Source organism: Gallibacterium anatis DSM 16844 = F 149, from assembly GCF_000379785.1.
GTDB classification, from domain to species: domain Bacteria; phylum Pseudomonadota; class Gammaproteobacteria; order Enterobacterales; family Pasteurellaceae; genus Gallibacterium; species Gallibacterium anatis.
On sequence record NZ_KB903681.1, the window covers coordinates 13074 to 37060 of the forward strand.

A 23987-nucleotide genomic window follows, 5' to 3' on the forward strand; every position below is an offset into this window, starting at 1 on the left:
AGATTATTTAAGAAAAAGTGCGGAAAAAAACACCGCACTTTTCCTTGCTAAGACAACTTAAAAATTCAGACGGCGTTGGGTTTAGTCATCCCACTCCGCAGCCAAGCCTTCCGGGCTAACTTCACGGCTACCCCGGTCTAATGCATTGATCATTTCAATTTCTTGATCGCTGAGTTTGAGTTCTAACGCTTTTAAGTTGGAAATTAAATTTTCTCGTTTAGTTGAAGATGGAATAACAGCAAAACCGCGAGCTAATGCCCAAGCTAACGCCACTTGTGCAGTAGTCGCATTATGTGCTTGTGCAATTTGTGTTAAAACCGGATCGTTCAACACTTTGCCATAGGCTAAGGTCATATAAGAGGTGATTTTTATGCCTTGCTCTTGCAAAAAGCGTACCAATTTCGGATTTTGCAGATAAGGACTTAACTCAATTTGATTGGTGGCAATATTTTCCTTGCCGACAACCGCCATCGCCTGCTTAGTCAATTCAATATTAAAATTGGAAACCCCGATTTGACGTGTTAATCCTGCTTTTTTCGCCTCAAGCAGCGCATTCATATATTCCGGCAACGCTACACCGTTATTCGGTGCCGGCCAGTGAATCAAGGTTAAATCCACCACATCAGTCCGCAATTTACGCAAACTCTCTTTTAAACTGTCTGCCAATTTGTTGGCACTGTAATTATCCACCCAGATTTTTGTAGTCAAAAACAGCTGATCACGGCTTACGCCACTTTCAGCAATCGCCTGCCCGACTTCCGCCTCATTACCGTAAATTTGTGCGGTATCAATCGCACGATAGCCCACATCCAATGCATTTTTCACCGAATCAATCACGACCTGACCTTGTAAACGAAAAGTCCCTACCCCGAAATTTGGAATTGTCATTTTTTTCTCCTTCATCTTAATGGTTTAATTTCTGTTTCGTTGATGGCGCGCATTATAGGGAAGCGATTACTTTAGAAAAATAGGGGAATTTGCAAATGATATTTGCAAATTTTGCAAAAATAATCTTGTGTTCGTTCAGTCATTCAGATAATCTCAACCGCACTGTCCCTTTCACTCGGAACAATGAATGTGAAACTAAACCTTGAAGCACTAAATATTTTTGTACAAATTGTGGAAAAGAAGTCGATCAGCGCTGCGGCACAAAGTCTGAACTTGCCGGTGTCTGCCGTGAGTCGCAGCCTGTCAAAACTGGAAAGCGATTTAGAAACGACGCTGCTGCAACGCAGCACCAGACGAATGTATCTCACCGCCGAAGGTGAACTGTTATTACAACAAGCACGGCAAATCCTAGACAGCGTACAAATCGCCGAAGAAAAGCTGCTTGCCCGACATACCGATGCTGGCGGATTGTTGCGCATTAATACTGCCGCTCCGGTGATGCGGCACGTTTTGATTCCGGCGATGGCAGAATTTTTACAACGCTATTCTCGAATTCAAATAGAACTGAACAGCAATGACAGTCTGATCGATTTATTGGAAGAACGCACTGATGTGGCAATTCGGGTCGGAGAATTGCAAGACTCCTCAATGCACGCTCGGTTGCTTGGTAAAAGTGCCATCCGTATTTTGGCGACACCGCAATATTTGGCAAAACAAGGGGAAATTGATAGCGTGCAGCAGTTATTGCAACATCGCCTATTAGGGTTCAGCCAACCGGCACGCCTTAACCAATGGCCGTTGTTGGACAGCACCGGTCATTTGCTCACCATTACGCCAAGCGTGATAGCTTCCAGTGGTGAAAGTTTATTGGCACTGGCGCTTAATCACGTCGGCGTGGTCTGTTTATCCGATATGATGACTGAACAAGCACGAAAAAATGGCGAACTAGTAGAAATTCTGCCGGATCTTAGACAAAAAATATTACAACCAATTTATGCCGTTTATTATCGTCATCGCCAACTTAGTGCTCGGGTCGCGTTGCTGATCGATTTTTTAAGCGAATACTTGCCGAAACAGGCTTGGTGTGAGAGGTGAGAAAGGTCATTACACTCACCCTTTCTCAAGTGCAATGCGTGAAAATTACGCAAAAAAACGTGAGCCAAGATGCAATGCTGGACTTCATTACGCTCTTTGACTATAATCTCCGCCGTCTTACCCACTGCCCCCATAGCTCAGTCGGTCAGAGCAGTCGACTCATAATCGATTGGTCACAGGTTCAAGTCCTGTTGGGGGCACCACGTCACTAAAATGCGTATTTGCTAGTCTTATGCAATTTATCCGTTATCAGCCGTTATTTCCTGTTATTTCAATAACTTATCTATAAAAATTCAAATAAATAAATATCCTATATTGCGTTTTTTACGTTATCTGTTGTTAAATAACGTGGTCAAATCACGCATAAATCACGCACAATTTACGCATAAATTACTATTAAAAAGGTTGTTGATATGGGCTCTATAAGGAAAAATGGCGCTAAGTGGCGCGCCGATATTTTTAAATTAGGCGTTAGAAAATCAAAATCATTCAAAACTAAGGCGGAGGCTAACGTCTGGATTGTTGATGAAGAGCGGAAACTGGAGAATTATAAAAACGGTATCCCAGAAGATATGCTATTTTCCGCATTGATTGAAAAGTATCAAGAAGAGGTAACTGTAAAGAAAAGAGGAGCCAGATCGGAATTATTAAGATTAAATAGATTTTTAAAGCATCCTATTACCGATTTATACATCAAGGATTTAACAAGGCGAGATTTTGAGGATTGGCGCGATCAAAGATTAAAAGAGGTTTCACCGCCTAGCGTTTTACGGGAGTTAAATACAATACACGCAATTTTAAAATATGCTGTTAACCATAATTTAATAGCTAAAAATCCCGCTACAGGAATGGAAAAACCTAAAGACTCAAAAGAAAGAACACAAAGATATAGCGAAAGTGATATTAATAAAATTTTAGAGGTTGCCGGATATGATGAAAATACTGCGCCTGATACGCAATATAAAAGATTAGCTATCGCTATGCTATTTGCAATAGAAACCGCCATGCGTGCCGGAGAGATAGCAAGCCTTAAGTGGAATAACATTAATCTAGATAAGCGGATTGCGCATTTACCAATGACTAAAAACGGTCATTCTCGTGATGTGCCGTTGTCCAGTAAAGCGGTACAACTGATTAATCAATTGGAAAAGGTAAAATCAGATAAAAGCGATCTCGTTTTTTTAATTACCCCTGAAACATTAAGCACGCTATTCAGAAGATTAAAAAATAGAGCGGGTTTATCTTATTTACATTTTCACGATACACGCCGAGAGGCGTTGTCAAGGCTTGCTAAAAAGGTTGATGTGATGACGTTGGCAAAAATATCAGGACATAGAGATATTAAAATTTTATTAAACACTTACTATGCGCCTAATATGACTGACGTGGCTTCATTATTAGATTAATTAATTCTTCTAATATTTGCTCGCCGCCATTTAATAAAATCGCTAGGCAAAAAGAATTTTCTAACTTTCCCCTTACTTTTTTCAACTTTAACAGGTTGAGGAAAGTTAGGAGAGCTTACTATTTCTCTATTTGTATAATCATAAGACCTGCTTAATAAAATAGAAATATCCTCAACAGTTAAGAGATAAGGACTATCCTCCGTTAAATTCAGTAAAGCCTGTAGTTTAAACGTGCGTAATATTTCATCATATTGCGATTTATTAAAATAAGTGCCAATTTCATTTAGATTTTCCATAAAACCTCCTATAACTACACTAATCAATTACCTCAACCTCAAGCATTTCATCACGCACAAATAAATCTTTTTTAAATTTAACTAATTTAATGCCACATTCACCGATTGCGAAGCCCTCTGTATCAGAAAATAGTTTATTTTCTAAATATTCTTCGCTGCGCCAATCTGAATCATTAAAATTAGCTAATACTGTTGTCGCATTTTTTAAAAAATAATCCAAATGTTCGTTAAAATTATCCTCTTTATTAGGCGAGCCACTCCAGAAAACATTCATTTCTATAATAGCGTCCTGAACGGTTTTAATACCTTTATTTTTTAACCATTCAGAAAAATATTTAAATTCAAAATCTATTTCCCAAACAGCCTCAAGTTCAAAATCGCTATAATCATTTAGGCTTATTTTATACCTTGCTTTCATTATTCTTTTCCCACCTCTACTTTATAATTTAGTAATGCTCTCGCCATTGCTTTTGCACCTTCTTTAGTTTCAAAAACTAGACCATCATTAATTAACTTTTCGTGAAAATCATTTTTTTTGTAAAATGCATCACAATCAGTATTACCGCTAAAAGTAAGTTTCACATAATAATAAAGATTGCCATCTTTCCACGTTTCTTCCGTTACAGGTTCAGGCACTTCAATCCCATTAATAAAAAGTTTAGGTTTTGGTTTTTCCCACATTCCGACAATATCCACACTACTTTTATCACCTTCCCACAACTGTCCATCTTCCCCAACTTGAGTATAATACCCGTCTTCTAACACAATAATTAAAGGGTTCTCACCTTTATAATTACTTACTTGACGTAAGTCAGCCACTACTGTTGCCATCTGTCCGTTGCGTAATTGCACTGGCTCTTTAGTTAACGCATCAGCTAAATTAAACGGTTTCATAATTAAATCTCCTCTGTTTTAATATTTATTTTCAAACCTAACTCATCTATTTCAAATAATTTAATTTTTCTCATTAAAATAAACATATCTTCATTGATATAGCCTTTATTAAAATAATGAACAGTTTTAAGCTTTCCATTCATTAAATTAATATAGATTACAGTATGACTAGGTGCACCGGTTTTACTGTAACTAATATCCTTATAATTTTTATACTGCAATGGATACCAAAAACCAAATAATCTATACCACAACCTTTCAATAGTTTTAAACATACTACCTAACCTATTTAAAAAATCTTATTTAATAAACATATTTAGCAGATATGTTTATTTTTCTCTAATTAATAAACATTTATATAAATCATAATCTTCACCAATTTTATAGTTATTCATTAAATATTTACTTAAACCTTTAAATAGACCTTCAACATCTAAGCAATCAGTAGTTCCGTCATCTTTTTTGCTATAAAACTTAATAAATTCAACAAATTCTTTTTCATTCCAAAATTCTTTATTTTTTAATTTCTCGAGCGGAACTCTCCATTGGTGCAATCTGCCGACTGACCATCTATCAAAATCCTTATAAGACTCACTAATATCAATAATTAAGTAGCCTTTATATTCGTAAAAACGCCAATAATGCCCACGACCTTTAAGACAAAAGTGATTAATGCGGTACATATCTGAGCTTGTTTTCAATTTTGATTTTTTACACCAGTATTTAAAACGTTTAAATATTTCTCTTTTTTTAAAAGATACTTTCTTTTTCATAAATTCATCCATCAATAAAGCATTTCAGAAAATAAAAATTTTGTGTTATAGCCAATATCAAATTTAATTTGATTGTTCTCTTTGGCAATTTTAAGAGCTTCTTCCCTGCCAACAAATCTACCTTTATTAGTGATAAAGCCTTGTTCCAATTCCTCTAATTCGCAATTAGATTTAATACTTTCTAAAACCTCTCTGCCATCAGGTGAATAATGTCTTACCATAGGGACAATTAATTCAACGCCGTTACGGTTTAAATTAATTTCCCTTTGTGTTCGTTCGATAAATTTAATTGCCGCACATACAATTAATTCAGGTTTTTTCTCTGCCATATTTACTCCTTAATTTTCACTCCTAAATAAACATCTCTAATTCAGGTTTTTTATAATATTTCCCTTTTTTAATCTTTCCGTTCTCATCAAAAACTGGTTTACCGTTTTCAAATTTTGACCAGTTTGATTTATTCACTTCCACCAAGGCTTTTTTAATATCAAAACCAAACATATGCGCTACTCCGATTGCGGTTACTATCTGGTCGCAAAGTGCATCTAGCAATTCAATTAATTTATAATCTGTCCAATCAATATTATCTAAAGTCTTCCACTCTTTATAAGATTGCGCATAAACATCAATATATTTTCCCAATCTCGGATTAAATACATTTAGCATTTCTGTCACTTCTTCTAAATGACAACCCATTTGAATTGCTTGATTTTTTTCTGTTGGCTGCGGAACGGCAACCTCAAACCATTCTTTAATTTTAGTTATAACTTCCGTATCTTCCGGTTTATCTTTATTTCCTTTTTCAGAACTTACCCCATAAGAATTTAATAACTCTTTTTTCAATTCTTCTTTTTGCTCTGCCATTTTTTCATAAAGTGATTTTTCTTGTGCGTCTGATTTTGTCACTGAAATAATATTTTTATTCTTCATCTTTATTTACCTCTTCCTCTCCACCGAAAATATCTGCCAATGCTTCAAATAAACCTCTATATTCCCCCATCATATAAATTAAATCTGCATCGAAATCATCTTCTTTTTGTTTATTCCCCTCTAAATCAAGCGTTTGAAATGCTTTAAGACTTTTTAAATTACCGTTTTTGCAAAGGGTAAAATAAATATCTTCACCTTCGCCCTTATATTCACATTTCACTGTCTGAACATAACGCCACCTCACTAATAAATCATTAACATCAATATCATTATCAGCATTAGATAATGTAATTAATTCACCGTCATCGCCTGATATTTTTAAATTATTTTTAGAAAATGTTATTTTTCCCTCATAACCACCACTGGATAAAGAGTATTTAACTTTAACTGATATATCTTCAGTATATGTTAAAGGCGCAACCGGTAATTTCCCTAAGCATTTTCTTAATAAGTGGAGTAAATCTTCTGCCTGTTTAGTAGAAGTTTCATCAATTAAAATATGGTTATTTTTTGTATCAATAATCATCCTAAAATAGCGATATTCTTTAATCGCTTTCATAGATAGTCTGGCGACAATATCTTGTTTAATATTGTCCCTTTCATCTTTCTTTAATTTTCTTGCTAAATCTTTTTCCAACTTTTCAACACGTTGATTAAATTCCCTATTAACCGCCGAGCTAGGAATTTTGATAAATTCTTTTTCTGCCGCAAGATAAATATAATCTTCTACCCTATGATATAGCTTTCCACATCCCTTAATTGGCTCAATAAAGCGCATTTTTTCTAAACCATCACTTAACGCTTGCTCTAACACTTCATCTGATAAATCAATATCTTGAGTAATTTTGTAACTGATAATATTTCTAAAATGTTTCATACCTTTCTCCTCATAATTAAAAAGCCTAGAATTTTCCAGGCTTTATTAATTTAACGTTTTCTTTTCCGTTGGATTATCTTTATCAAATCTAAACCTAACGTCTGCGCTTTCTATCTGATTAAATATATTAACCAGATACTGATGATTTTCATTTAACTTTTTTATCACTTCAACTTCATTTTTATTTATCTCTATAAGCAAATACATTTTTTCTTCAAGGAATTTCACTCTATTATTTAAGTTCTTAAATGAATAAGAATAAAGTAAAGCATAACAAGCCATCCCTATAACATAGACGATTGTTATTATTTCAAAACTATTAATCTTCATTCTCGCCCTCCTTAACAATCAAATATGGTGCGTGCGGAATTGCGCTAAACGCTGCTTTAGATAGTTCAGCAAATTTAAGCAATAATTCACATTGTGCCGTTTCAATGCTTCTATGTTGAGGTCTGGATTTAATCTTTTTGAGATTATCCAATTCTTCATTTAGTTTAATATCTAAATATTTAGCTTCGTATTTCAACGCAAGCAAATCAATTTCTTTAATTTTCGCTTTATCACGTTGCGATAATTTCATTGCCCGATCGAAACCAAAATAAAGATTAATTGCTTTTTCAATTTTCTCTTCAATCTCTTTAAATCCATACGGTTTTAATTGCGGTAATATATCGCCTGTGTAAGCTTCTGAAAAATCGTGCGCTAACACTCTTAATTTTAAATACGGCGATAAATTTAACTCCTCCGCAATTTCAGCACAAAATAATAAATGTTCTGCTACCGTAAAAATTCTCCTTCCTCTGCCGTTAAAGCGATTAATTCTCGCTAAATTATAGGCTATATCTGCAAGCCTAATCTGTTCAGGCTTAATATTTAATAAATCAATTTTAACACCTGAACGCATAATTATTTTATTATTCATTCATTCCCCTTTAGCTAAAATCCAAGATAAACATTCTCGCCAAGAATTATTATCAATTTTAAATTCTTCGCTATTATAAAGCTCTACGCCCTCTTTAATATCTTCAGTAATTACTCTCTTAGTGTTGTCGCTTAGTTCATCCCAGTATTGCTTTATATAGTCAATAGTAAGTATTGTTACATATGTTTTTCGGGTTAAAGCATATCTAACACTACAAATTAACATATACTCAAAATCGGGTTTTAGAAGTGTGATTTTATTTTCCATTGTTTTTTCCTTTACCGTGGCAAAAATAGCAATCTGTAGTATAAGTACTACCATCATTTCTTTTTACTATTTCATTTTTACCTACTCTCTTTTAATATTCCAGTTAAATAATAAATAAAATCTTCTGCCGCCTCTAGCGGTAGTTTAATAAATTGGCTTTCACCATATTCATTATTATGAATGGAAATTCCTATTAATTTAGAATTACTTTTAGTATTAAGAATTTCTACATTAATTTCTTTTTCACATACATAAATAGTGAAATATTGCCTTACCCCTTTTATATTGTCATCTATTGCGTAATTCATTATTATTTTCTCCTTAGTTCTTCTAGTAATTTTGCTCCAAGACCCGCTCTTATCTTGTTCCAAAATACATCAAGCTTTTTGCGTTCCATTTCTGCTGCCATTTTCCTCATCGTATATATCCCCACAAGTTAAATTCCTCTATTTTTCTATTCATCTCATTGCGCACCGCATTAACATAAACATCAGTACCCTCAATGTCAGAATAAAAATCCTTTAACCCTTTCTTAGTTAAAATAGCCTCTATCTCTTCATCACAAAATTGATAAAGTTCATCAAACTCTTCTTCGCTTAAATGGTCGCATAACACTTTCTTTCTCCTGTTTTTAGGCAATAAAAAAGCCTAAATCTTTCGATCTAGGCTTTATTTGATTAATGATTTAATTAAATTTCTTTAGCTTCGATAACCGCCTTTTCAAACTCATCCACCCAATGAATAAATTCGTTGTGAATATCAAAATTGCCGGCGGCTAAATCATTTCTAACGTATCGCTCATACCCCATTGTTTCGTGAATTATTCTTAACGCCCTTTCCGTTTTCTTAGCGTTATTAATTGCTAAATAATGGAATTTCATTAAAGCGTCAGCAACATTAAACGGAATATTTACTGTTTGATGTTTTTTAGGCTCAATTAACTCTCCCTCAAGCACAATTTTATGAATATACTCGACCGCTTGCGGTAATTGTTCTTTTGCTAATTCATCAATGTGATTAACATTAAAGCGTTGATGAATAAGTTGATAGGCATCTGAATAAAGTAATCCTTTTTTACTTACTAGCATATTAACCGCATCACGTAAGCCGGTGCGGTCGTCTACTGTGGTTTGTGTCCTTTCTGCTTTACCTTTATTCCAATAATCAAACAACGCTTGATAACACTCTCTTTTGTATGTAATCAAGGTTTCTCTTATTTCAGGTTTCACTCGCTTAACATCAATGCCAAATAGCCAGCCGTTGAGGTATTGGATTGGGAGGCAGACCATCTCTTGTTCTCCGCCATTTGTAGGTGTGATCATCACGATCATACCCTGAGAAAGCACTTCATCTCTTTTAATTCGTAATAGCTGCGCATTCCAAGCTAAGCCAATATTTTCACAAATTGGCTTCATTGCGACATAATAAACGTTGTTTTGCTCAAATGTAGTTAAAGTGCGGTTGTAAAATTGGATAGTTGATAATTGTGTAGTCATTTTGCATTCCTTTTTGAGAGGATTTGATAAAACCCTAATAAAATAGGGTGCCAACGGCTCAAAACCAGTGCAAAATCTGGCGGAGTTATTCCCCTTACAGGTATTGTATTCCTCGCACCGTCGGCATATATAAAAAAATCACACTGACGGAGTGAATGACCGTTTTGCATAGGCTTTTGAGACCTATAATAATCATAACTCATCAGGATACTATTTGTAAAGGATAAGGCGGTTTGAACTGTAACGTTTCGCTACTTGTATAGGCGATCGGGGTTCAACTTACCCTCCAAAAGATGGGCGGAACTTATTCAGATGTATTGTATATCGTTCTCTCGCCCCGATCTCGTCGGATATAACCTAAAATGTAGGTACAAAGAAACCGCAAATTGTCGGAGCGGAGGCCGCTTTTGGAAAGTAAGTGCGGCTATATTAACTAACATTAGCGGTTAAATCAAATTAAAATGGCATATCATCATCAAAATCATTCTGTGGCGGCGTTTTAGGAATGCCACTTTGCTTTGCCTTAGCATAAGCGTTATTCGCCGTTGTCGCTTGCGGTGGTGGCGTTTGCGGTGCGTTCTGCGTATCTTGCTTGCTATCTAGCATCTGCAAGGATAAGCCTTGTATTTCCGTTAAATAGCGTTCTTGCCCTTGTTGATCTTGCCATTTTCTTGTCTTTAGCTTACCTTCTACGTAAACTTGCGAGCCTTTTTTGAGATACTGCCCTGCAATCTCCGCTAAACGGCTAAATAACACAATTCTGTGCCATTCTGTAACCTCTTTCCATTCGCCGCTCTGTTTATCCTGCCACTTTTCGCTTGTTGCTACGCTCAAGTTGGCAACTTGATCGCCGTTAGGAAAACTTCTCATTTCCGGATTATTCCCTAAGCGACCCACAATAATTACTTTATTTACACCTGCCATTATTCAGCCCCCATTTTGTTATAAATTTCAATCTATACTGATTCATCTTGCTCCTTCCCCTGTTCATCATCTTGCGGAATATCCGGCAATTTTTCCCATTTTTTGCCGGCATTATCAAATGCCCATATTGTGCCGTCATCACATAAAGCGGAAATGTGCCAACAAACGCCACAAATATCTGCTGCTGTTAGACTTTCTGAAATTTGAATAATTTTTCTCATTTTTATTCACCTTTAATTGCTTCTAAAGCGCTATATTTACTTACGTAAGCCGCATAAGCCGCCTCTCTTAAATCAGGATAGCTCTTACTTAAGAACGCATCGCTACTATTCCAATGCTCGTCAAGCTCTTCAATGCTAGTTATAGAATTGGTTCTAGTTAAAAACTTTTGCCAAACTTCTTCTTTAGGGGGCTTAACTTTCTGATTTGCTACATTTTTAGCCGGAGTATTCACTTGATTTACTTGTTTTGGCTTTTGGTTTTCCGGATTGCCTACATCCGGATCTAACTGATCGCTTTCAACAATCTCCAAAGCAGATAAATATAAATAACGGCGTTGATAGGTTTGCACTGCCCCTAAATTTTGTATCGGTTGACATCCGCGCACTTCAGCCGGAGCCATTGGCGAGGTAAATACAATTTTTTCATCATTCTCAACGTTGTAAATGGTCAATGTAGCTAATTCGCTAGTAAATGAAATCACGCTACATAAACCTATCTCATTGAAAATATTATTTATTTCAGGTAAAAAATCACCTAATTCGAAATACTCAAATCCGGTATGTTTATTTTTACCGCTTTTCTTTAAGTTTTTCTTGCGCAATTCTACTCTCGCTTGCGCTAGCTTTTGATAAACGCTACTCATCATAATCCCCTTAATTGAGGTTTACTGATTAATTCAACACCCTCAATCTGTAAACCGTTTTTAACCGCTTCCTTTAATCCGCTTAAGTCTAATTTAGGCTCTTGCGCAATAAAAAATTCATCCGGAATTTTTGCTCCATCGTCAATTTTTAATGATGATGGAATAGGTTTTGTCATTGTAAGTTTTAAAATAGGCGTTTCTACCTTTTTAATCTCACTGTTTGCCATTGCCGCATAAATTAAATTTCTAATTCGCTGTTTACGGCTTTCATAGGTTTTTTGAATAGCTTCAATGCGTTGTTTTTCCTCTTTCGCATTTTTAGCTAATAAATCAATCTCTTTGTAATGTTTATAGACCTCTTCTACTTTCTCGTTAAATTCCATTTCAACGCCGTTAAACGCTGCAATAACAGCTTCGTTATCGCTAAATTCATCACTATTTACTAATTCAAAGAGATTTTTTAATCTGTCTGATGTTTCGTACAGGCTCATTTTTTACCTCTAAAAATCAAATCTGTTAAACGTTCTGGCATCTGCCGCCTCTTCCATCTGGATATACTCAAATCCAAATTGCTCAAGCATATCTAGTAACATCGCTTTATCGCCGTCATCTATGCTTAATAAATTTATAGCCGCTTCAATGCGGCTATAATCGTAATAAGCAAGCAAGCTGTAAAATAAGTTCTTATAACGCTCCATATCTAGCGGTTCTCTTAAGCTATTTAAGAGCCTTTCTTGTATTAATTTGTTAGCTTCGTCTTTAAGTTGTTGCGTTTTTTGCAATAACTCATCAAATACATCGTCCATCACTTACCCCCTAAACCTCTTTTAATTTCCGCTTCGTGTTCCGCTGTTAGCGGCGTCTGTAAATTGCCGTGTTCCGCTTTCCATTCAGCATCTGCCCACTGTTTCCATTCAAGCTGCTCGCTCGTTAACTCATCGTGATAATCGCTATTTTTATCTAACGTTAAATTAACATCCGCTTCAGCTACCGTGTAAGCAACAATTAGCGCAAAAACAAACGCTAAGGCAACAAATAATCCGGTTAAAAATTTAACAATATTCATAGTAACCTCTCTTAATAAAAGCTGTGGAAATCTGATGGAACGCTTAACACGTGATTTTCTTTAGGAATGCGTGCAATAACGCCGCTTTTTATTTTTGGAACTGGCAACGGTTTAAGAATTGCGCCATATCCGGAACGATTAAAGTGTTTAATTATTGCATTTAATGCAATAATTCCCTTTACTTTATTGTCGTAAATCTTTGTTTTATCTATTATTTTATGTCTTTTATAGATAACACCTTGAAACTTCCCCTCTGCTTCTAAAAGTTCCGGTTTATAAAGTTCTTCCGTTGTATCTACTTTCTTGTACCCTTTAACTAAGGCGTATCGTTGTTGATACAACTCATAACCATCCTCGCCCTCTAAATCGATCAGCCAATTTTTAATTGTGCTGCCGTTTACGCCAAATCGTTTAGCGTGTGTTTTCATCGATAGATCGCCCTGCATCACTCTATCAACGACTTGCCGTTTAAATTCAGGTGTGTAAATCCCATACGTTGATTCTTTACTCATTACATCTCTCCAGTAAAAAACCAAACTAAATTTTCAGGGCTAATTTCAAACTTAAAATACATCTTATAAGATTGTTTGCTCGGATCGTTTGAGATTAATAAACGCTTCTGACCAGTTCTACTTACTTTCTCGTTTTCCGGCAAAATGCCCTTAGGTAAAACTAACACCCTATATTCACCCTCAAGGCGTTTTTCTTTGTCAAAACAAAGAAATAGGACATAATAATCTGCCCTATCGTCCATTTTTTCGGGAAATCTGAACACCCATCCCTTGCCACCTACGCTGTCTTGTATAGCAAATTCTTTTACGTCTATCGTCTTTTCTCTGCCGGTATATTCATCAAAAACGATAAAATCAAATTTACTGTTACCCTCTTTAATCTCTTCGTTGGCATCTAAAGCGTCCGGAACGAGCTTTTTAAATAAAGCCTCCGCCTCCATCCCCTTTTGGCTTCCAATGCGGCTATAACGGCTTTCCCTAACCTTTTTCCAATTAGGTTCAATATTAAATTTCTCTAATATCTTAGAGATAGCCAACACAGATAAACCTGTTTCATCCGCCGCTTTATCTAAAGAATAGCTATACTTAAGAAACAGATTTAAAATTAAAAATTCAGTGTTATTTAATCCTTTAATTAAATCTTTCTCGTTTAGAAAGTGCCAAACTTTCGCTTGAGAAACGCCACAGTCTTTCGCACAAACGCTTAAATCTTTAACGCTTGTGAAATGCTTGTCTATCCATTCCGCAAGCATTAAATCTTTCTCGTGCGGCGTAATAAGATTATTAAAAATCTTCTTAGCCTCATTATCCTGCCGGCTTAAAACTTGCCCTATGCTCTGTTCTCTCATATCAAAACCTAAAAAAAATGCCCTCGTGGGTAGAGGGCAAAATGTTGTTATTTATGCGTATTGCCTTTCTTTATACTTGTAAGGCTCAAGTCCCTTATTGTCTCTCACAACGCTAAGGAATATAATCAAAACTCTCTCACAACAAATAAGGATTAAATTATGCATAAAGCAATGTCTGAAAAACTAGCTATTCAATTCGCAAGTAAAGTAATTGAGTGTAGTCCAATAACCATTTTTAATGATAATAGCCTTAACCCTGAAGACAAAGCTAAACAGTTAAGTGATTTTATTTCTGCATTAGCTAAAGATTTTGAAAGTAATCTGTCTGAATTCAATAATTTACCTAAGCTTGATTAATTATTTTTATTGATTTAATAAGTTCATTAGTTAGTTCACTAGGGTTTAAATGCTTTAAATTAATAGCATTATCAAATACTGCCTGCCTGATTTGCGATTTATCTTCATCAGACAGGCTTCCTTCTACAACATATAACTTCAACTTTTTAGGATTTCCTAACTGTTCGTTTAATAAGATTTGTTTAATCATCTCGTAGTTTTCATTTTGATAGGTCATAATATTTCCCTTTTAAGTAGATATAGAAACGCACTCAATTAAGCTCTGGCTTAGCTATCCTTAAATTGGTAGTGTACGGCTACCTAGACCTTTGGCGGATCTCTTAATCAATGCGTTTCCTAATGCCTACTTAACCGGTTTAGGAGAAAAATTTTTTTAAAATACTTCATATTGCATTGCAAACAATATCAATATGGTTAAGTAGGCATTAGATTGCTGTTTTTATTTAAACTTGCAACAGCTACAAGGTAACAAAATATAATCAAATGGTATTCACTTTCGCAAATGAATACCTTAATGCCTACTTAACCGCCTAAATTACACAAAAATCACTAATCATCATTAAAATAAAAATAGCTAAGTAGGCATTAAATAAACGGTTCGCGGGCTTGTTCGCCTGTTTCCCCAACCGTTGTAGCAACTATTTCTAGTCGTGGTTTTCCACTCAAGCTAGTAAGCAGTGCTGCCCTTGACCTACCAAACGCCTCTCTTCGTTTCTGATTTCTCAACACGTAGTACAGTTTTCTGCTCGGGGGTTACTCAACTTAACGCAGTTGATTACTTACCGCCATTGCCACACCAATTTGTTAAAGAACATTGAGATTTTTTACTGCATCTCGTTTTGATGAGTTTATTAAATCAAAAATTTAATTTGATGTAAACTAAAAATTTAAATATTTAAACTAAAAATTTAAATCAGATTAAATAAATACTTGAAAAATAAAGAATAAAAAATTTAAATATATGATTTAAACGATTATTTTTTAATCTTTTTCGGTTAGTACTAGGTAGGATCTAGGTAGGATATTAAGCAATGAATAGACAATCTTAAGCAAGGTGGGTTATTAGAAATAAAATATTGAAATTATTAGTTATTTTTTAATTAATAACGTTTTCAGAAGAGATAAGCAAGATTTCAGGCAAAAGAAAACCGCCTATTGGCGGTTTAATTACATTGACGTTCTTACATAATTCAATAGTGCTTCATTAATTCTTGATTGCCAACCTTGTCCCGTTGCTTTAAAGGCAGTGATAACTTCTGGTGACAATCTAATGGTAATTGATTGTTTAGTAGGTTGTTTTTGTTTTCCTCTAGTGCGAGGCTTAATTTTCCCCTCTATCTCTCTTTGTGCTTGATGAGATAGTGCCATTGCGATAAATTCAGGAGACATTACATTCTGAATAGGTTTCATTCGATCAAAATCGGCTTTAGTGAGTTCTCTTACTTCTCCATTTTCACTAATGGGCAAATTGTCATAATGTACGGTTTTCATAATGTTTCACCTCTCTTTTATTTGCCTTTCTAAGGCTAATCACTCTGATTCCGTCAACCGTTGGAGTAAATACTAAAATATGTAACCTTTCAGTTTTTCCTATAAAACCTGCAGCTACATATCTCGCTTCCGGATAAGGTTTTCTTAAATCTGCTTCAATTACTGCTGTATCCCAGTGAAAATCAATAGCCAAATCAAATGGTAAATTCCGCTCTTCAATGTTTCGTTGATTTTTTTTAGGATCATAAGTAATTTTCATTTTTTAATAAAACTTAACCTTAATATAGCTTTATTGTAATTACAATTTAATGCAAAGTCAACTTATTTTGTAGTTACAATTTGCGATGAAAAAGAGCCTATCAGAAGTTAAACTGATCAATTCGTTAAATATATGATTTATTTGACGTCCTCCCCTAGCTAAAGCAAGGAGATTCCTACCAGCTCCCATTGCAAGCAATGGGCTACTCTCGGTGGGTTTCTGCTGCTGACCGCCAATACGATTCACTTCACAGACGCTACGGGCACGTCCTGCCCTGATTATGCCGTCATTGAGAGTCTAAAGCGACCTCTGTTAGCAGTAAGAAGTATATCATATTTGTGCTTTATATCCACGCCCTAAAGGACGTGGTTTTACGGCACGATTAGATAAAAAATGTAATTTTAAACGTTATTTTTAATAGGTTTAACTCAACCGCCTCTCCAGATTTGGCGTCCAATAACTTTTAAATCTTTCAGTTGATCGTACTCAATTCTAATAGGTTTATATTCACTATTAAAACTAATTAACTCGACACCATCTCCGCTTCTAACAACTTGTTTTATATAAAAATTTTCTTTATAAATTAATGCGTAAATTTCTCCATCAATAATTTCGGTATCGTCAATATTAATGATAACCATATCCCAATCTTTTAAGACCGGGTACATACTTTGCCCTCTCACATACATTGCCTTGCAGCTTTCAGGAGATATACTTTTATGCTTAAACCAGCCGTGTTCAAATAATAACGGCTTACTTGATTTTCTTGGAATCCATTCAACAGCGCACCCTTGTCCATTACCTGCTGATAATTTTATGTCATAAACATCAATACCTATATAACTATCGCTATAATCCTTGCTCTCTATAACAGCAACATCATTGTATTTTTCATTGTTTGAAGCTGAACCAATCAACCAATTCACTGAATAGTTATATCTATCTGAAATTAATCTTGCGGAATCTATGCCTAATTTACCGTTATTAAGCCAGTTATAAACAGCTTGAGGCGTTTTGTTGATAGATCTAGCCAATTCAGATTGGGTTACTCGCTGTTCCTCTAATACTGTTTTCAGTCTATTTATAACTAGTAATTCTTTTTCGTTCATAACAACCTCCTAGACACATTTTAAATTTTAAATTTAAAATTGCTAATAAATTTCTGCTTGATTTATTTAAACTAAATTTTTAAAATTAACTTTAATTTTTTAAAGTTTTTTAAATTAAAGGTTTAATAACATTTATGACACCTATAGAAAAGGCTATAAACGCCACAGGCGGACAGACAAAGCTAGCTAAAGCATTAGGCGTATCTCCTCAATTAATCCATCAGATTAAGAAAAAAGGAGGAAAAATCTGTACACGCTCAATTTCACCAGATCAGTGGAAAAAAGCTACTGGGTTATCCAAAAAAGAGCTTTTCCCTGACTATCAAGATTGATTTTGTGGCTATTCCCTATCCTTTACGGTGATGTATGGGATTAATTTAACTTAAGAGATTTGCAATGGCACGCAATAAATTAACACGATCTGCAAGAGAGATTTCAGATCGTGTAATGAGCAAATATTACAGCCAAAAGCAATGCGATATTGCCGAGGCTATGGAAACTACACCATCAACCGTTAGCCGGTTTGTTAGCAATGGAGAGGGAAATAACGCCTTTAATTTCATTGCCGCCAACGGCTTTAGTGTTTTCGATACGGAAACGCATATAGCAATCGAAAAAAGCGAATTAGAGCTTTTATTGATGGCGGCTAGAGGTTTTGATGAACGGTTACGCAAGAAGTATTTTGAGAAATAAAAAAACCGCCCCGAAAGGCGGTTTAAGATTCCACAAACGAGAGGATTATTCTATATGAATAAAGAAATGTCAAGCCTTTCTTATCAAGAAAAGCTAAAAATTTATGAAGAGGCTAAAAAGCGTCTACAGAAATTACCGCTTACGCCAAAGCAATATGAACAACGCATTAAATTTATTATTGAGGAATTATCAATATGAGTAATTTTATTCCAAATTCATTTCAGATCCCTAATGAAATTATTGATAAATTTTTAGATAAATTATCAGGTAATGCGTTTAAATGTTATGCGCTAATAGCTCGTCAAACAACAGGTTGGCAAAAAAAATCTGACAAAATTTCTGTTAGCCAATTTATGAAGAAATGCGGCATTAAAAACAAAAAAACAGCAATGAAATGTTTAAAAGAATTAGAAAACATCAACTTAATTCTAACATTTAAAAATAGCGGAGAAATTAATGAATTTTCGTTAAATTTTAATCCTGAAACGCCTAAATCTGAACCAGTACCAAAAAATGGTACTAGTACCAATTTTTCTCCTGAACCAGTACCAAAAAATGGTACTAGTACCAGTACCAAAAATTGGTACTCTACAAAAGACAATATTAAAAACAATATTACAAATAATAACCCCCTACCCCCTTACGGGGGATCGCCTAACGGCGACCATATGGTTTTGCAAAATAACGATGACGTTAAACCTAAAAAACGTAAGCCTACAAAACCGAAAAACGATATTGATTATCAAGCGGTATTAGATTTTTACAACGAACAAAACGAATTACACGGTAAGCGGTTGCCTAATGCTATTGACTTAAACGATAAGCGTAAGCGAGGGATTACTAAAATCTTAAACTTACTAAAAACTCCGACATTAGATAGTTTTAAAAATTACATTGAATCATTTTTTGAGCAAGCAACAGAATTTTATTTTGGCGGTAATAATCGAAATTGGCGAGCAAGTTTTGATTACTTGCTACGTGAAGATACGCTAACGAAAGTGCGTGAGGAAGCGTTATGATGCAAAACCTTTACGATTTAACGGCTGAGCAAAGCGTTTTAGGCGGCTTAGTGATGAACCCGAATCAAGCTAGCGTTGATAAAGTATTAAGCCTACTCAACCCGAATAGTTTTTACGTTGCCGCACATCAAATCATTTTCAAAGCGATTAAAAACTTAGTGCTAAATAATAAACCGGTGGATTTATTAACTTTAGAAAATAAATTAAAAAGCGATGGAAATTTAGAAAAAATCGGCGGTTTTTCGTATCTAGCTGAAATTGTTCAACGTTCTCCGAATATGGCTAACGTTTTACAGTATGCGGCGATTGTGAAAGAGGATGCTATCAAGCGTTTTACGTTAGCTAAGTTACAAGATTGCCAAAGTTTAATTACCGGAAAATCTGAATTAAGTGCTAATGAGCGTATTGATTTAATCGGGAAAATGATTAACGAGATCGGCGATTATGCTAAAAGCGGCAATCGAGGTGGTTTAGTGGATGGCACAACGATTTTGAAAAATTGGCTTAATGAAAAGGAGCGTTTAATCAACAATCCAGAATCAGTAATCGGTATAACAAGCGGTATTCCAGCATTGGATGAATTACTAGGGCGTGAAGCGTTTTATAAAGGGGCTTTAGTGGTTGTAGGCGCTAGACCTAAATGCGGTAAAACAACGTTCTTATCGCATTTAGTAATGAATTGCGTAACAAACGATAAAAAGATCGCAGCCGTATTTAGCTTAGAAATGACCACCTCACAGATTTTCGATCGTATCGTATGGCAACGCACTAAATCTAACGCCGATCACTTAATGCTAGATCACATTGATGAAGTGGGGGCTGAATTAAGAATTGCTAACGCCGCTAAAGAAATTACCGAAAATGACAGGCTTTATATTGATGATACGCCGGGCATTTCATTAGCGCATATCCAGCGTGAATGTCGGAAACTAGCAAGAGAGAAAGGCGAGATTGGTTTAATTGCGGTCGACTACTTAACTTTGATGAGAGCGGAAAAAGCGGAACGAAACGATCTAGCATACGGTGAAATCACTAAACGATTGAAAGAGTTAGCGAAAGAATTAAATTGCGTTGTATTGCTACTTACACAGTTAAACAGGGGGCTAGAAAACAGAACAGATAAACGTCCAAAACCGTCTGATAGCCGTGATACCGGACAGATTGAGCAAGATTGCGATTTTTGGATCGGCTTACACAGACCATCTGTTTATTCAGAACAAGCGGATAAAGATTTAATCGAGATCATTTTAGGTTTACGCCGCAATGGCAATACAGGCACTATTTACGCTGATTTTATCAACGGCGTATTAAGCGAGTGCAATCAAGCTGGAGGTGCGATTAGAGCAAGCAAGCACGAGAAAAATAATACAAGGAGAGCTGCTAATGAGTTTTGATAGAGATGCCTACCGCACACCTAAATACGTGTTTAAATGGCTAAATAGCCGTTTTAAGTTTGATATTGACGGTTGCGCGACCGAAGAAAACAACTTGAGCTATCACTATATCGGCAAAGATGGCATTGCGGAGGATTTTTTAACGTTCGATCCGTTAGATTTAATTGCGGTTTTAGAATTTTGTAATTTTACGATTTTTGTCAATCCGCCTTATAGCAATCCATTACCGTTTGTTGAACGTGCGGCAGAGCTTAAAAAACAAGGCTTTTTAGTAGCGATGTTATTACCTGCGGATAAGTCAACAAAATGGTATCAAGTGATCCAAGATAACGCTACTGAAGTGATTGATATTGTAGGCGGTAGAATTAATTTTTTACACCCTGAAACCGGTGAAGAGGTAAAAGGCAATAACAAGGGATCGCTTATCGCGGTTTTCGATCCGACAATGCAAGGCTTTATTACTAGACAAGTTACTTTAGATTTTATCAAGGATGTAGGCGGTTATGGCATTTAAAGAACACAATAACCGCAAGAAAGCGAAAACGTTAGCGGAATTCATTACCAGTGAGCCGTTACGCCGTTATATGGCGGAAAAAGTGCGTCAATATGCCGGTAATGATATATCTGTATTTGATGGCGCAGCCGGTAGCGGACAGCTTGAACAATTCATCAAATTAAATCATTTAGTAGCCGTTGAAATTCAAGAAGAAAGTTGCAATGCGTTAAAAATGAATTATCCGGAAGCCGTCATTTTTAATGAAAGTTTTTTCACATATGAAAGCAAAGAAAATCAATGTGATTGTACTGTAATGAATCCGCCTTTTTCTCTGAAATTCAAAGAGTTATCAGAAAAAGAACGTGAAAGCGTCCAAGCTGAGTTCCAATGGAAAAAATCAGGCGTGATGGATGATATTTTTATTTTAAAAGGCTTAAAACAGGCTAAACGCTTTGGCTTTTTCATTATTGCGGTAGGCGTAGGCACAAGAAGCGCTGAAGCTACTTTTAGAAAAATTATCGGCAATCAGTTAGTAGAGCTAAACCGGATTGAAAACGGTTTTGATGATACCGCTATACCGGTAATGTTTTTAGTGATTGATAAGCTAAAAACAACGGAAGACGTTCATAGGGAACTTTTTGATTGTGCTAAGGGGACTATCGTAGCAAGCGATGAAATCAAGATAGAAAGCGAATGGCGCACGATTAGCGCACCTTTAGCACCAAAAGAGAAAATCGATCCTATTAATCTTGAAGGTTTGTCGCGTGAAGCCTTAAAGCTAAATGTTCAGTGTAGCCTACAGTTAAGCAAGTTAAATGTTTTACTAGGTGAGATGACAGAACAGGATTTTGACGGCTTTTGTGATGAACTTTGTCAGATGATTGAAGTAGAAAAATTCAGTAATGGCGGTCTTTCCGGTAGTTTACTTTGTATGGCAGGGGCATTAAAAGGCTAATGATTGTTGAAATGATTAAATCCGCCGGTGGCGTATTTACCGCCGCAGATGAAATGTATCTCCCGGCGTTACAGAAATTTAAAAACGGTGAGATGTATGAGGTTGAACTTAAATATAGCCGCAATCCGCAATTTCATAAGAAAGTGTTTAAGTTTTTAAAATTCTGTTTCGACCACTGGGCGGCAGATAAAACAGAATGGAAGTATTTTGATGAACGGAAACAATTTGACACCTTTAGAAAGCATTTAACGGTATTAGCCGGCTATAAAGAAGTTAGTTACACGATAGATGGCAGGATAAGGGTTGAGGCGCAAAGTTTAAAGTTTAGCAATATGGATCAACTTGAATTTGAGGAATGCTACTCCGCTCTAATCAATGCAGCAATCAAACATATTTTTAATAACACTACCGATCAGAATTTAATTAATCAACTATACGCATTTTTTTAAAAGGGGGATAAATGATTGAATTTGCAGCATTATTGATTTTCTGCTTAATGATTTTAAATGTCGTTTTCTTGCTTGCCGGCGTTTATTCAGAAACAAAACATTACAATAGAGCGGCTAATTTTTTTGCTTTTTTGTTGGTGGCTAATTTCGCTTTAAGTGTTGGCGTAACAGTATTATCTATTATTTTTATTTTAGGTTATTATTTGAGCGGTTTATAATAAAATGAAAACATATCAATGTGCGGTTTGCAAGAAACAATTTGTTAAGAAAATAAGTAGCTTGCAAAAGGTCTGTAGTTATCAATGCGCTTTAGCTTTTGCAGAAGCGGAAAAGAAAAAGAAACAAGAAAAGCTAGATAGGCAAGAACGGATAAAAAACCGCAAACGCTTAAAGGCTTATAAAGAGGCGAATAAAACGCATAACGATTTAATTAAAGAAGCACAAAGTGCGGTAAATAAATATATCCGTATGCGTGATGAAAATAAGGAATGTATCTCTTGCGGTACGCCGTTGATTAGTGAAAAGCTAGGCGGCGGATTTGATGCCGGTCATTATCGTAGCCGTGGTGCAGCGCCTCACTTGCGTTTTTACACATTAAATATTTTTGGACAGTGCAAACGCTGTAACCGTTATTTAGGCGGCAACTATCACGAATATAGAATAGGGTTAATCGAGCGGTTAGGGATAGAAAAAGTAGAAGCGATTGAAGCCGATCAACGACCTAGACACTACAGTGATGAGGATTTACGGCGGATTAAACGGATTTTTAATAAAAAAGTAAATTTATTGGCAAAGCGCAAGAAGTGAGGAATCAATGAATTGTTATGATATTGAGACGTTGATGGTGGCGTGGGGACGGTATTTCGCAAGTGATAGAATAGGTACTGAATACCCTAGTATTTCGATTAAAGTGGTGGAATTGCCCTACAGTTATAAAAACTGGATGATCATTAATGTGCCGGAAGAGCTTATTTTAAAGGTTGAGGAATGTATCTTAACGCTATTTAAAATAGACTTTGATTTGTTTGAGATAGTAAGAATTAATTACGCTACCAATACGCCGCTTTATGATGTACGTGATCAATGGGGGGCGCTTGTTGAATGGGGGGCATTACCACAGTTAGGAATTGGCAAAAGTGAATATTATTCTAGGATTGCTAAAGCAAAAACTTGTGTAAGAGCAATGCTTTACGATAAATATAAGTTATGGACGGACGACAAAAGTTGACATCCTCCCCGCCCTAAAGGATGGGGATTCCTACCAGCTCCCACGCTTTTTGCGTGGGCTACTCTCGGTGGGTTCTTGCTGCTGACCTCTAACGAGGTTCACTTCACAAGCGCTACGGCGATGTCCTCGCCTGCTTTTCATTATGCCTGAACGATTGCTCGCCCACGCGCTAAAACATTCATCGCGCCAACCACATCCGCATTTTCTGTGTAGCCACACTCTACGCATTCAAAATGTGCTTGCGTTTGGCGATTTTCTTTTGAGATATGACCACAACAAGGGCAAGTCCGACTGCTGTTTTGCGGCGGAACGGCAACCAAAAATCCGCCTTGCCATTGGGTTTTGTAGTCCAACTGACGGCGAAATTCAAACCACGATTGGTCGAGAATGGTTCGATTTAATCCTGATTTTGCGGCTACATTCTTACCGTGTTGCTCTGCTGTGCCTTTGGCTGATTTTGACATATTTGACACCTGCA

General features: G+C 35.8%; 42 protein-coding genes and 1 tRNA gene. 15 read left to right on the forward strand and 28 right to left on the reverse strand.

Annotation, left to right across the window (positions count from 1 at the left end; translation table 11 throughout):
- Positions 1–81 precede the first annotated feature (81 nt).
- Positions 82–888, reverse strand: coding sequence for a 2,5-didehydrogluconate reductase DkgB (gene dkgB / locus A3EO_RS0103220; RefSeq protein WP_018345974.1), 807 nt, complete (start codon positions 886–888; stop codon positions 82–84).
- Between the two features lie 183 nt (positions 889–1071).
- Here dkgB and A3EO_RS0103225 point away from each other — a divergent pair, with 183 nt between their 5' ends.
- The 3 genes from A3EO_RS0103225 (at position 1072) to A3EO_RS0103235 (ending at position 3389) form a co-directional block, all read left to right on the forward strand.
- Positions 1072–1983 (forward strand): LysR family transcriptional regulator, encoded by a 912-nt coding sequence (locus A3EO_RS0103225; RefSeq protein ID WP_018345975.1) that lies wholly within the window; start codon positions 1072–1074, stop codon positions 1981–1983.
- A gap of 126 nt (positions 1984–2109) precedes the next feature.
- Positions 2110–2186, forward strand: a tRNA-Ile gene (locus A3EO_RS0103230).
- 210 nt (positions 2187–2396) lie between these two features.
- Positions 2397–3389, forward strand: a complete 993-nt coding sequence (locus A3EO_RS0103235; RefSeq protein WP_018345976.1) for a tyrosine-type recombinase/integrase — start codon at positions 2397–2399, stop codon at positions 3387–3389.
- On the opposite strand, the gene A3EO_RS0103240 is transcribed toward A3EO_RS0103235, so the two are convergent.
- The 22 genes from A3EO_RS0103240 to A3EO_RS0103350 all read right to left on the reverse strand — a co-directional run bounded on the left by A3EO_RS0103240 (position 3386) and on the right by A3EO_RS0103350 (position 14059).
- Entirely contained in the window at positions 3386–3685 is a 300-nt protein-coding gene (locus tag A3EO_RS0103240; protein ID WP_018345977.1) for a hypothetical protein, read from the reverse strand. The genes A3EO_RS0103235 and A3EO_RS0103240 overlap by 4 nt on opposite strands.
- A 19-nt stretch (positions 3686–3704) precedes the next feature.
- Positions 3705–4103 carry a hypothetical protein gene (locus A3EO_RS0103245; protein ID WP_018345978.1) on the reverse strand — a complete coding sequence of 133 codons (399 nt, stop codon included), beginning with the start codon at positions 4101–4103 and terminating at the stop codon, positions 3705–3707.
- Positions 4103–4579, reverse strand: coding sequence for a hypothetical protein (locus A3EO_RS0103250; RefSeq protein ID WP_018345979.1), 477 nt, complete (start codon positions 4577–4579; stop codon positions 4103–4105). The genes A3EO_RS0103245 and A3EO_RS0103250 overlap by 1 nt, the downstream gene beginning before the upstream one ends.
- Before the next feature lie 2 nt (positions 4580–4581).
- Positions 4582–4854, reverse strand: coding sequence for a hypothetical protein (locus A3EO_RS0103255; RefSeq protein WP_018345980.1), 273 nt, complete (start codon positions 4852–4854; stop codon positions 4582–4584).
- A 54-nt stretch (positions 4855–4908) separates the two neighbouring features.
- The gene (locus tag A3EO_RS0103260) at positions 4909–5352 is read right to left on the reverse strand and encodes a hypothetical protein (protein WP_018345981.1); all 444 of its coding nucleotides are present in this window, start codon (positions 5350–5352) and stop codon (positions 4909–4911) included.
- Positions 5353–5363: 11 nt separating this feature from the next.
- The gene (locus tag A3EO_RS0103265; RefSeq protein WP_018345982.1) at positions 5364–5681 is read right to left on the reverse strand and encodes a hypothetical protein; all 318 of its coding nucleotides are present in this window, start codon (positions 5679–5681) and stop codon (positions 5364–5366) included.
- Between the two features lie 22 nt (positions 5682–5703).
- A complete protein-coding gene (locus tag A3EO_RS0103270; RefSeq protein ID WP_018345983.1) occupies positions 5704–6282 on the reverse strand; it encodes a nucleoside triphosphate pyrophosphohydrolase family protein in 579 nt (192 codons plus the stop codon).
- Positions 6272–7159, reverse strand: coding sequence for a recombination-associated protein RdgC (gene rdgC, locus A3EO_RS12590; RefSeq protein WP_018345984.1), 888 nt, complete (start codon positions 7157–7159; stop codon positions 6272–6274). Before rdgC ends, A3EO_RS0103270 begins: the two co-directional genes overlap by 11 nt.
- A gap of 45 nt (positions 7160–7204) precedes the next feature.
- Complete coding sequence (locus A3EO_RS0103280) at positions 7205–7489, reverse strand: hypothetical protein (RefSeq protein ID WP_018345985.1); 285 nt, start codon at positions 7487–7489, stop codon at positions 7205–7207.
- On the reverse strand, positions 7479–8081 hold the full coding sequence (locus A3EO_RS0103285; RefSeq protein WP_018345986.1) for a hypothetical protein: 603 nt from the start codon (positions 8079–8081) through the stop codon (positions 7479–7481). Before A3EO_RS0103285 ends, A3EO_RS0103280 begins: the two co-directional genes overlap by 11 nt.
- Complete coding sequence (locus A3EO_RS12595) at positions 8082–8348, reverse strand: hypothetical protein (RefSeq protein WP_115241587.1); 267 nt, start codon at positions 8346–8348, stop codon at positions 8082–8084.
- A gap of 77 nt (positions 8349–8425) precedes the next feature.
- On the reverse strand, positions 8426–8656 hold the full coding sequence (locus A3EO_RS0103295) for a hypothetical protein (RefSeq protein WP_018345988.1): 231 nt from the start codon (positions 8654–8656) through the stop codon (positions 8426–8428).
- 106 nt (positions 8657–8762) lie between these two features.
- Positions 8763–8963, reverse strand: a complete 201-nt coding sequence (locus tag A3EO_RS0103305) for a hypothetical protein (RefSeq protein WP_018345990.1) — start codon at positions 8961–8963, stop codon at positions 8763–8765.
- Between the two features lie 74 nt (positions 8964–9037).
- Positions 9038–9844 carry a phage antirepressor N-terminal domain-containing protein gene (locus tag A3EO_RS0103310; RefSeq protein ID WP_018345991.1) on the reverse strand — a complete coding sequence of 269 codons (807 nt, stop codon included), beginning with the start codon at positions 9842–9844 and terminating at the stop codon, positions 9038–9040.
- A gap of 456 nt (positions 9845–10300) precedes the next feature.
- Positions 10301–10768 carry a single-stranded DNA-binding protein gene (ssb, locus tag A3EO_RS0103315; RefSeq protein WP_018345992.1) on the reverse strand — a complete coding sequence of 156 codons (468 nt, stop codon included), beginning with the start codon at positions 10766–10768 and terminating at the stop codon, positions 10301–10303.
- A gap of 32 nt (positions 10769–10800) precedes the next feature.
- The gene (locus A3EO_RS0103320) at positions 10801–10989 is read right to left on the reverse strand and encodes a hypothetical protein (protein WP_018345993.1); all 189 of its coding nucleotides are present in this window, start codon (positions 10987–10989) and stop codon (positions 10801–10803) included.
- Between the two features lie 2 nt (positions 10990–10991).
- Positions 10992–11636 carry an ERF family protein gene (locus A3EO_RS12600; RefSeq protein ID WP_238319713.1) on the reverse strand — a complete coding sequence of 215 codons (645 nt, stop codon included), beginning with the start codon at positions 11634–11636 and terminating at the stop codon, positions 10992–10994.
- The gene (locus A3EO_RS0103330) at positions 11633–12124 is read right to left on the reverse strand and encodes a siphovirus Gp157 family protein (RefSeq protein ID WP_018345995.1); all 492 of its coding nucleotides are present in this window, start codon (positions 12122–12124) and stop codon (positions 11633–11635) included. The genes A3EO_RS12600 and A3EO_RS0103330 overlap by 4 nt, the downstream gene beginning before the upstream one ends.
- A 9-nt stretch (positions 12125–12133) precedes the next feature.
- Positions 12134–12439 (reverse strand): hypothetical protein, encoded by a 306-nt coding sequence (locus A3EO_RS0103335; RefSeq protein WP_018345996.1) that lies wholly within the window; start codon positions 12437–12439, stop codon positions 12134–12136.
- The gene (locus tag A3EO_RS12605; protein ID WP_018345997.1) at positions 12439–12699 is read right to left on the reverse strand and encodes a hypothetical protein; all 261 of its coding nucleotides are present in this window, start codon (positions 12697–12699) and stop codon (positions 12439–12441) included. The genes A3EO_RS0103335 and A3EO_RS12605 overlap by 1 nt, the downstream gene beginning before the upstream one ends.
- Before the next feature lie 11 nt (positions 12700–12710).
- Positions 12711–13211: a transposase gene (locus A3EO_RS0103345; RefSeq protein ID WP_018345998.1), complete on the reverse strand. Its 501-nt coding sequence runs from the start codon at positions 13209–13211 to the stop codon at positions 12711–12713.
- On the reverse strand, positions 13211–14059 hold the full coding sequence (locus A3EO_RS0103350; RefSeq protein ID WP_018345999.1) for a hypothetical protein: 849 nt from the start codon (positions 14057–14059) through the stop codon (positions 13211–13213). The genes A3EO_RS0103345 and A3EO_RS0103350 overlap by 1 nt, the downstream gene beginning before the upstream one ends.
- 159 nt (positions 14060–14218) lie before the next feature.
- On the opposite strand from A3EO_RS0103350, the gene A3EO_RS0103355 reads away from it, so the two are divergent.
- Positions 14219–14416, forward strand: coding sequence for a hypothetical protein (locus A3EO_RS0103355; protein ID WP_013747116.1), 198 nt, complete (start codon positions 14219–14221; stop codon positions 14414–14416).
- On the opposite strand, the gene A3EO_RS0103360 is transcribed toward A3EO_RS0103355, so the two are convergent.
- The 4 genes from A3EO_RS0103360 to A3EO_RS0103375 form a co-directional block, all read right to left on the reverse strand.
- Entirely contained in the window at positions 14403–14633 is a 231-nt protein-coding gene (locus tag A3EO_RS0103360) for a hypothetical protein (protein ID WP_018346000.1), read from the reverse strand. The two genes, A3EO_RS0103355 and A3EO_RS0103360, sit on opposite strands and share 14 nt — an antisense overlap.
- Before the next feature lie 950 nt (positions 14634–15583).
- Complete coding sequence (locus tag A3EO_RS0103365) at positions 15584–15907, reverse strand: BrnA antitoxin family protein (RefSeq protein ID WP_018346001.1); 324 nt, start codon at positions 15905–15907, stop codon at positions 15584–15586.
- Complete coding sequence (locus tag A3EO_RS0103370; RefSeq protein ID WP_018346002.1) at positions 15888–16166, reverse strand: BrnT family toxin; 279 nt, start codon at positions 16164–16166, stop codon at positions 15888–15890. The genes A3EO_RS0103365 and A3EO_RS0103370 overlap by 20 nt, the downstream gene beginning before the upstream one ends.
- A gap of 428 nt (positions 16167–16594) precedes the next feature.
- Positions 16595–17275 (reverse strand): XRE family transcriptional regulator, encoded by a 681-nt coding sequence (locus tag A3EO_RS0103375; RefSeq protein WP_018346003.1) that lies wholly within the window; start codon positions 17273–17275, stop codon positions 16595–16597.
- Positions 17276–17409: 134 nt separating this feature from the next.
- Between A3EO_RS0103375 and A3EO_RS0103380 the strand changes: the two genes are divergently transcribed.
- The 11 genes from A3EO_RS0103380 to A3EO_RS0103435 all read left to right on the forward strand — a co-directional run bounded on the left by A3EO_RS0103380 (position 17410) and on the right by A3EO_RS0103435 (position 23509).
- On the forward strand, positions 17410–17607 hold the full coding sequence (locus tag A3EO_RS0103380) for a YdaS family helix-turn-helix protein (RefSeq protein WP_018346004.1): 198 nt from the start codon (positions 17410–17412) through the stop codon (positions 17605–17607).
- 64 nt (positions 17608–17671) lie between these two features.
- Complete coding sequence (locus A3EO_RS0103385) at positions 17672–17968, forward strand: hypothetical protein (protein WP_026210980.1); 297 nt, start codon at positions 17672–17674, stop codon at positions 17966–17968.
- A gap of 54 nt (positions 17969–18022) precedes the next feature.
- Positions 18023–18166 (forward strand): hypothetical protein, encoded by a 144-nt coding sequence (locus tag A3EO_RS13310; RefSeq protein ID WP_018346005.1) that lies wholly within the window; start codon positions 18023–18025, stop codon positions 18164–18166.
- Positions 18163–18987, forward strand: coding sequence for a replication protein (locus A3EO_RS13070; protein WP_018346006.1), 825 nt, complete (start codon positions 18163–18165; stop codon positions 18985–18987). The genes A3EO_RS13310 and A3EO_RS13070 overlap by 4 nt, the downstream gene beginning before the upstream one ends.
- Positions 18984–20381 (forward strand): replicative DNA helicase, encoded by a 1398-nt coding sequence (locus A3EO_RS12615; RefSeq protein ID WP_018346007.1) that lies wholly within the window; start codon positions 18984–18986, stop codon positions 20379–20381. The genes A3EO_RS13070 and A3EO_RS12615 overlap by 4 nt, the downstream gene beginning before the upstream one ends.
- Complete coding sequence (locus A3EO_RS0103410) at positions 20371–20895, forward strand: DNA N-6-adenine-methyltransferase (protein WP_018346008.1); 525 nt, start codon at positions 20371–20373, stop codon at positions 20893–20895. The genes A3EO_RS12615 and A3EO_RS0103410 overlap by 11 nt, the downstream gene beginning before the upstream one ends.
- Complete coding sequence (locus A3EO_RS0103415) at positions 20885–21832, forward strand: N-6 DNA methylase (RefSeq protein WP_018346009.1); 948 nt, start codon at positions 20885–20887, stop codon at positions 21830–21832. Before A3EO_RS0103410 ends, A3EO_RS0103415 begins: the two co-directional genes overlap by 11 nt.
- Complete coding sequence (locus tag A3EO_RS0103420; RefSeq protein WP_018346010.1) at positions 21832–22281, forward strand: DUF1367 family protein; 450 nt, start codon at positions 21832–21834, stop codon at positions 22279–22281. The genes A3EO_RS0103415 and A3EO_RS0103420 overlap by 1 nt, the downstream gene beginning before the upstream one ends.
- 11 nt (positions 22282–22292) lie before the next feature.
- The gene (locus tag A3EO_RS0103425; protein WP_018346011.1) at positions 22293–22499 is read left to right on the forward strand and encodes a hypothetical protein; all 207 of its coding nucleotides are present in this window, start codon (positions 22293–22295) and stop codon (positions 22497–22499) included.
- Positions 22500–22503: 4 nt separating this feature from the next.
- Positions 22504–23088, forward strand: coding sequence for a recombination protein NinG (locus A3EO_RS0103430; RefSeq protein ID WP_018346012.1), 585 nt, complete (start codon positions 22504–22506; stop codon positions 23086–23088).
- Positions 23089–23095: 7 nt separating this feature from the next.
- The gene (locus A3EO_RS0103435; protein WP_018346013.1) at positions 23096–23509 is read left to right on the forward strand and encodes a hypothetical protein; all 414 of its coding nucleotides are present in this window, start codon (positions 23096–23098) and stop codon (positions 23507–23509) included.
- 140 nt (positions 23510–23649) lie between these two features.
- Here the strand turns inward: A3EO_RS0103435 and A3EO_RS0103440 are convergent.
- The coding region (locus tag A3EO_RS0103440; protein ID WP_018346014.1) for an RNA-guided endonuclease InsQ/TnpB family protein at positions 23650–23987 on the reverse strand (338 nt) is incomplete at its 5' end.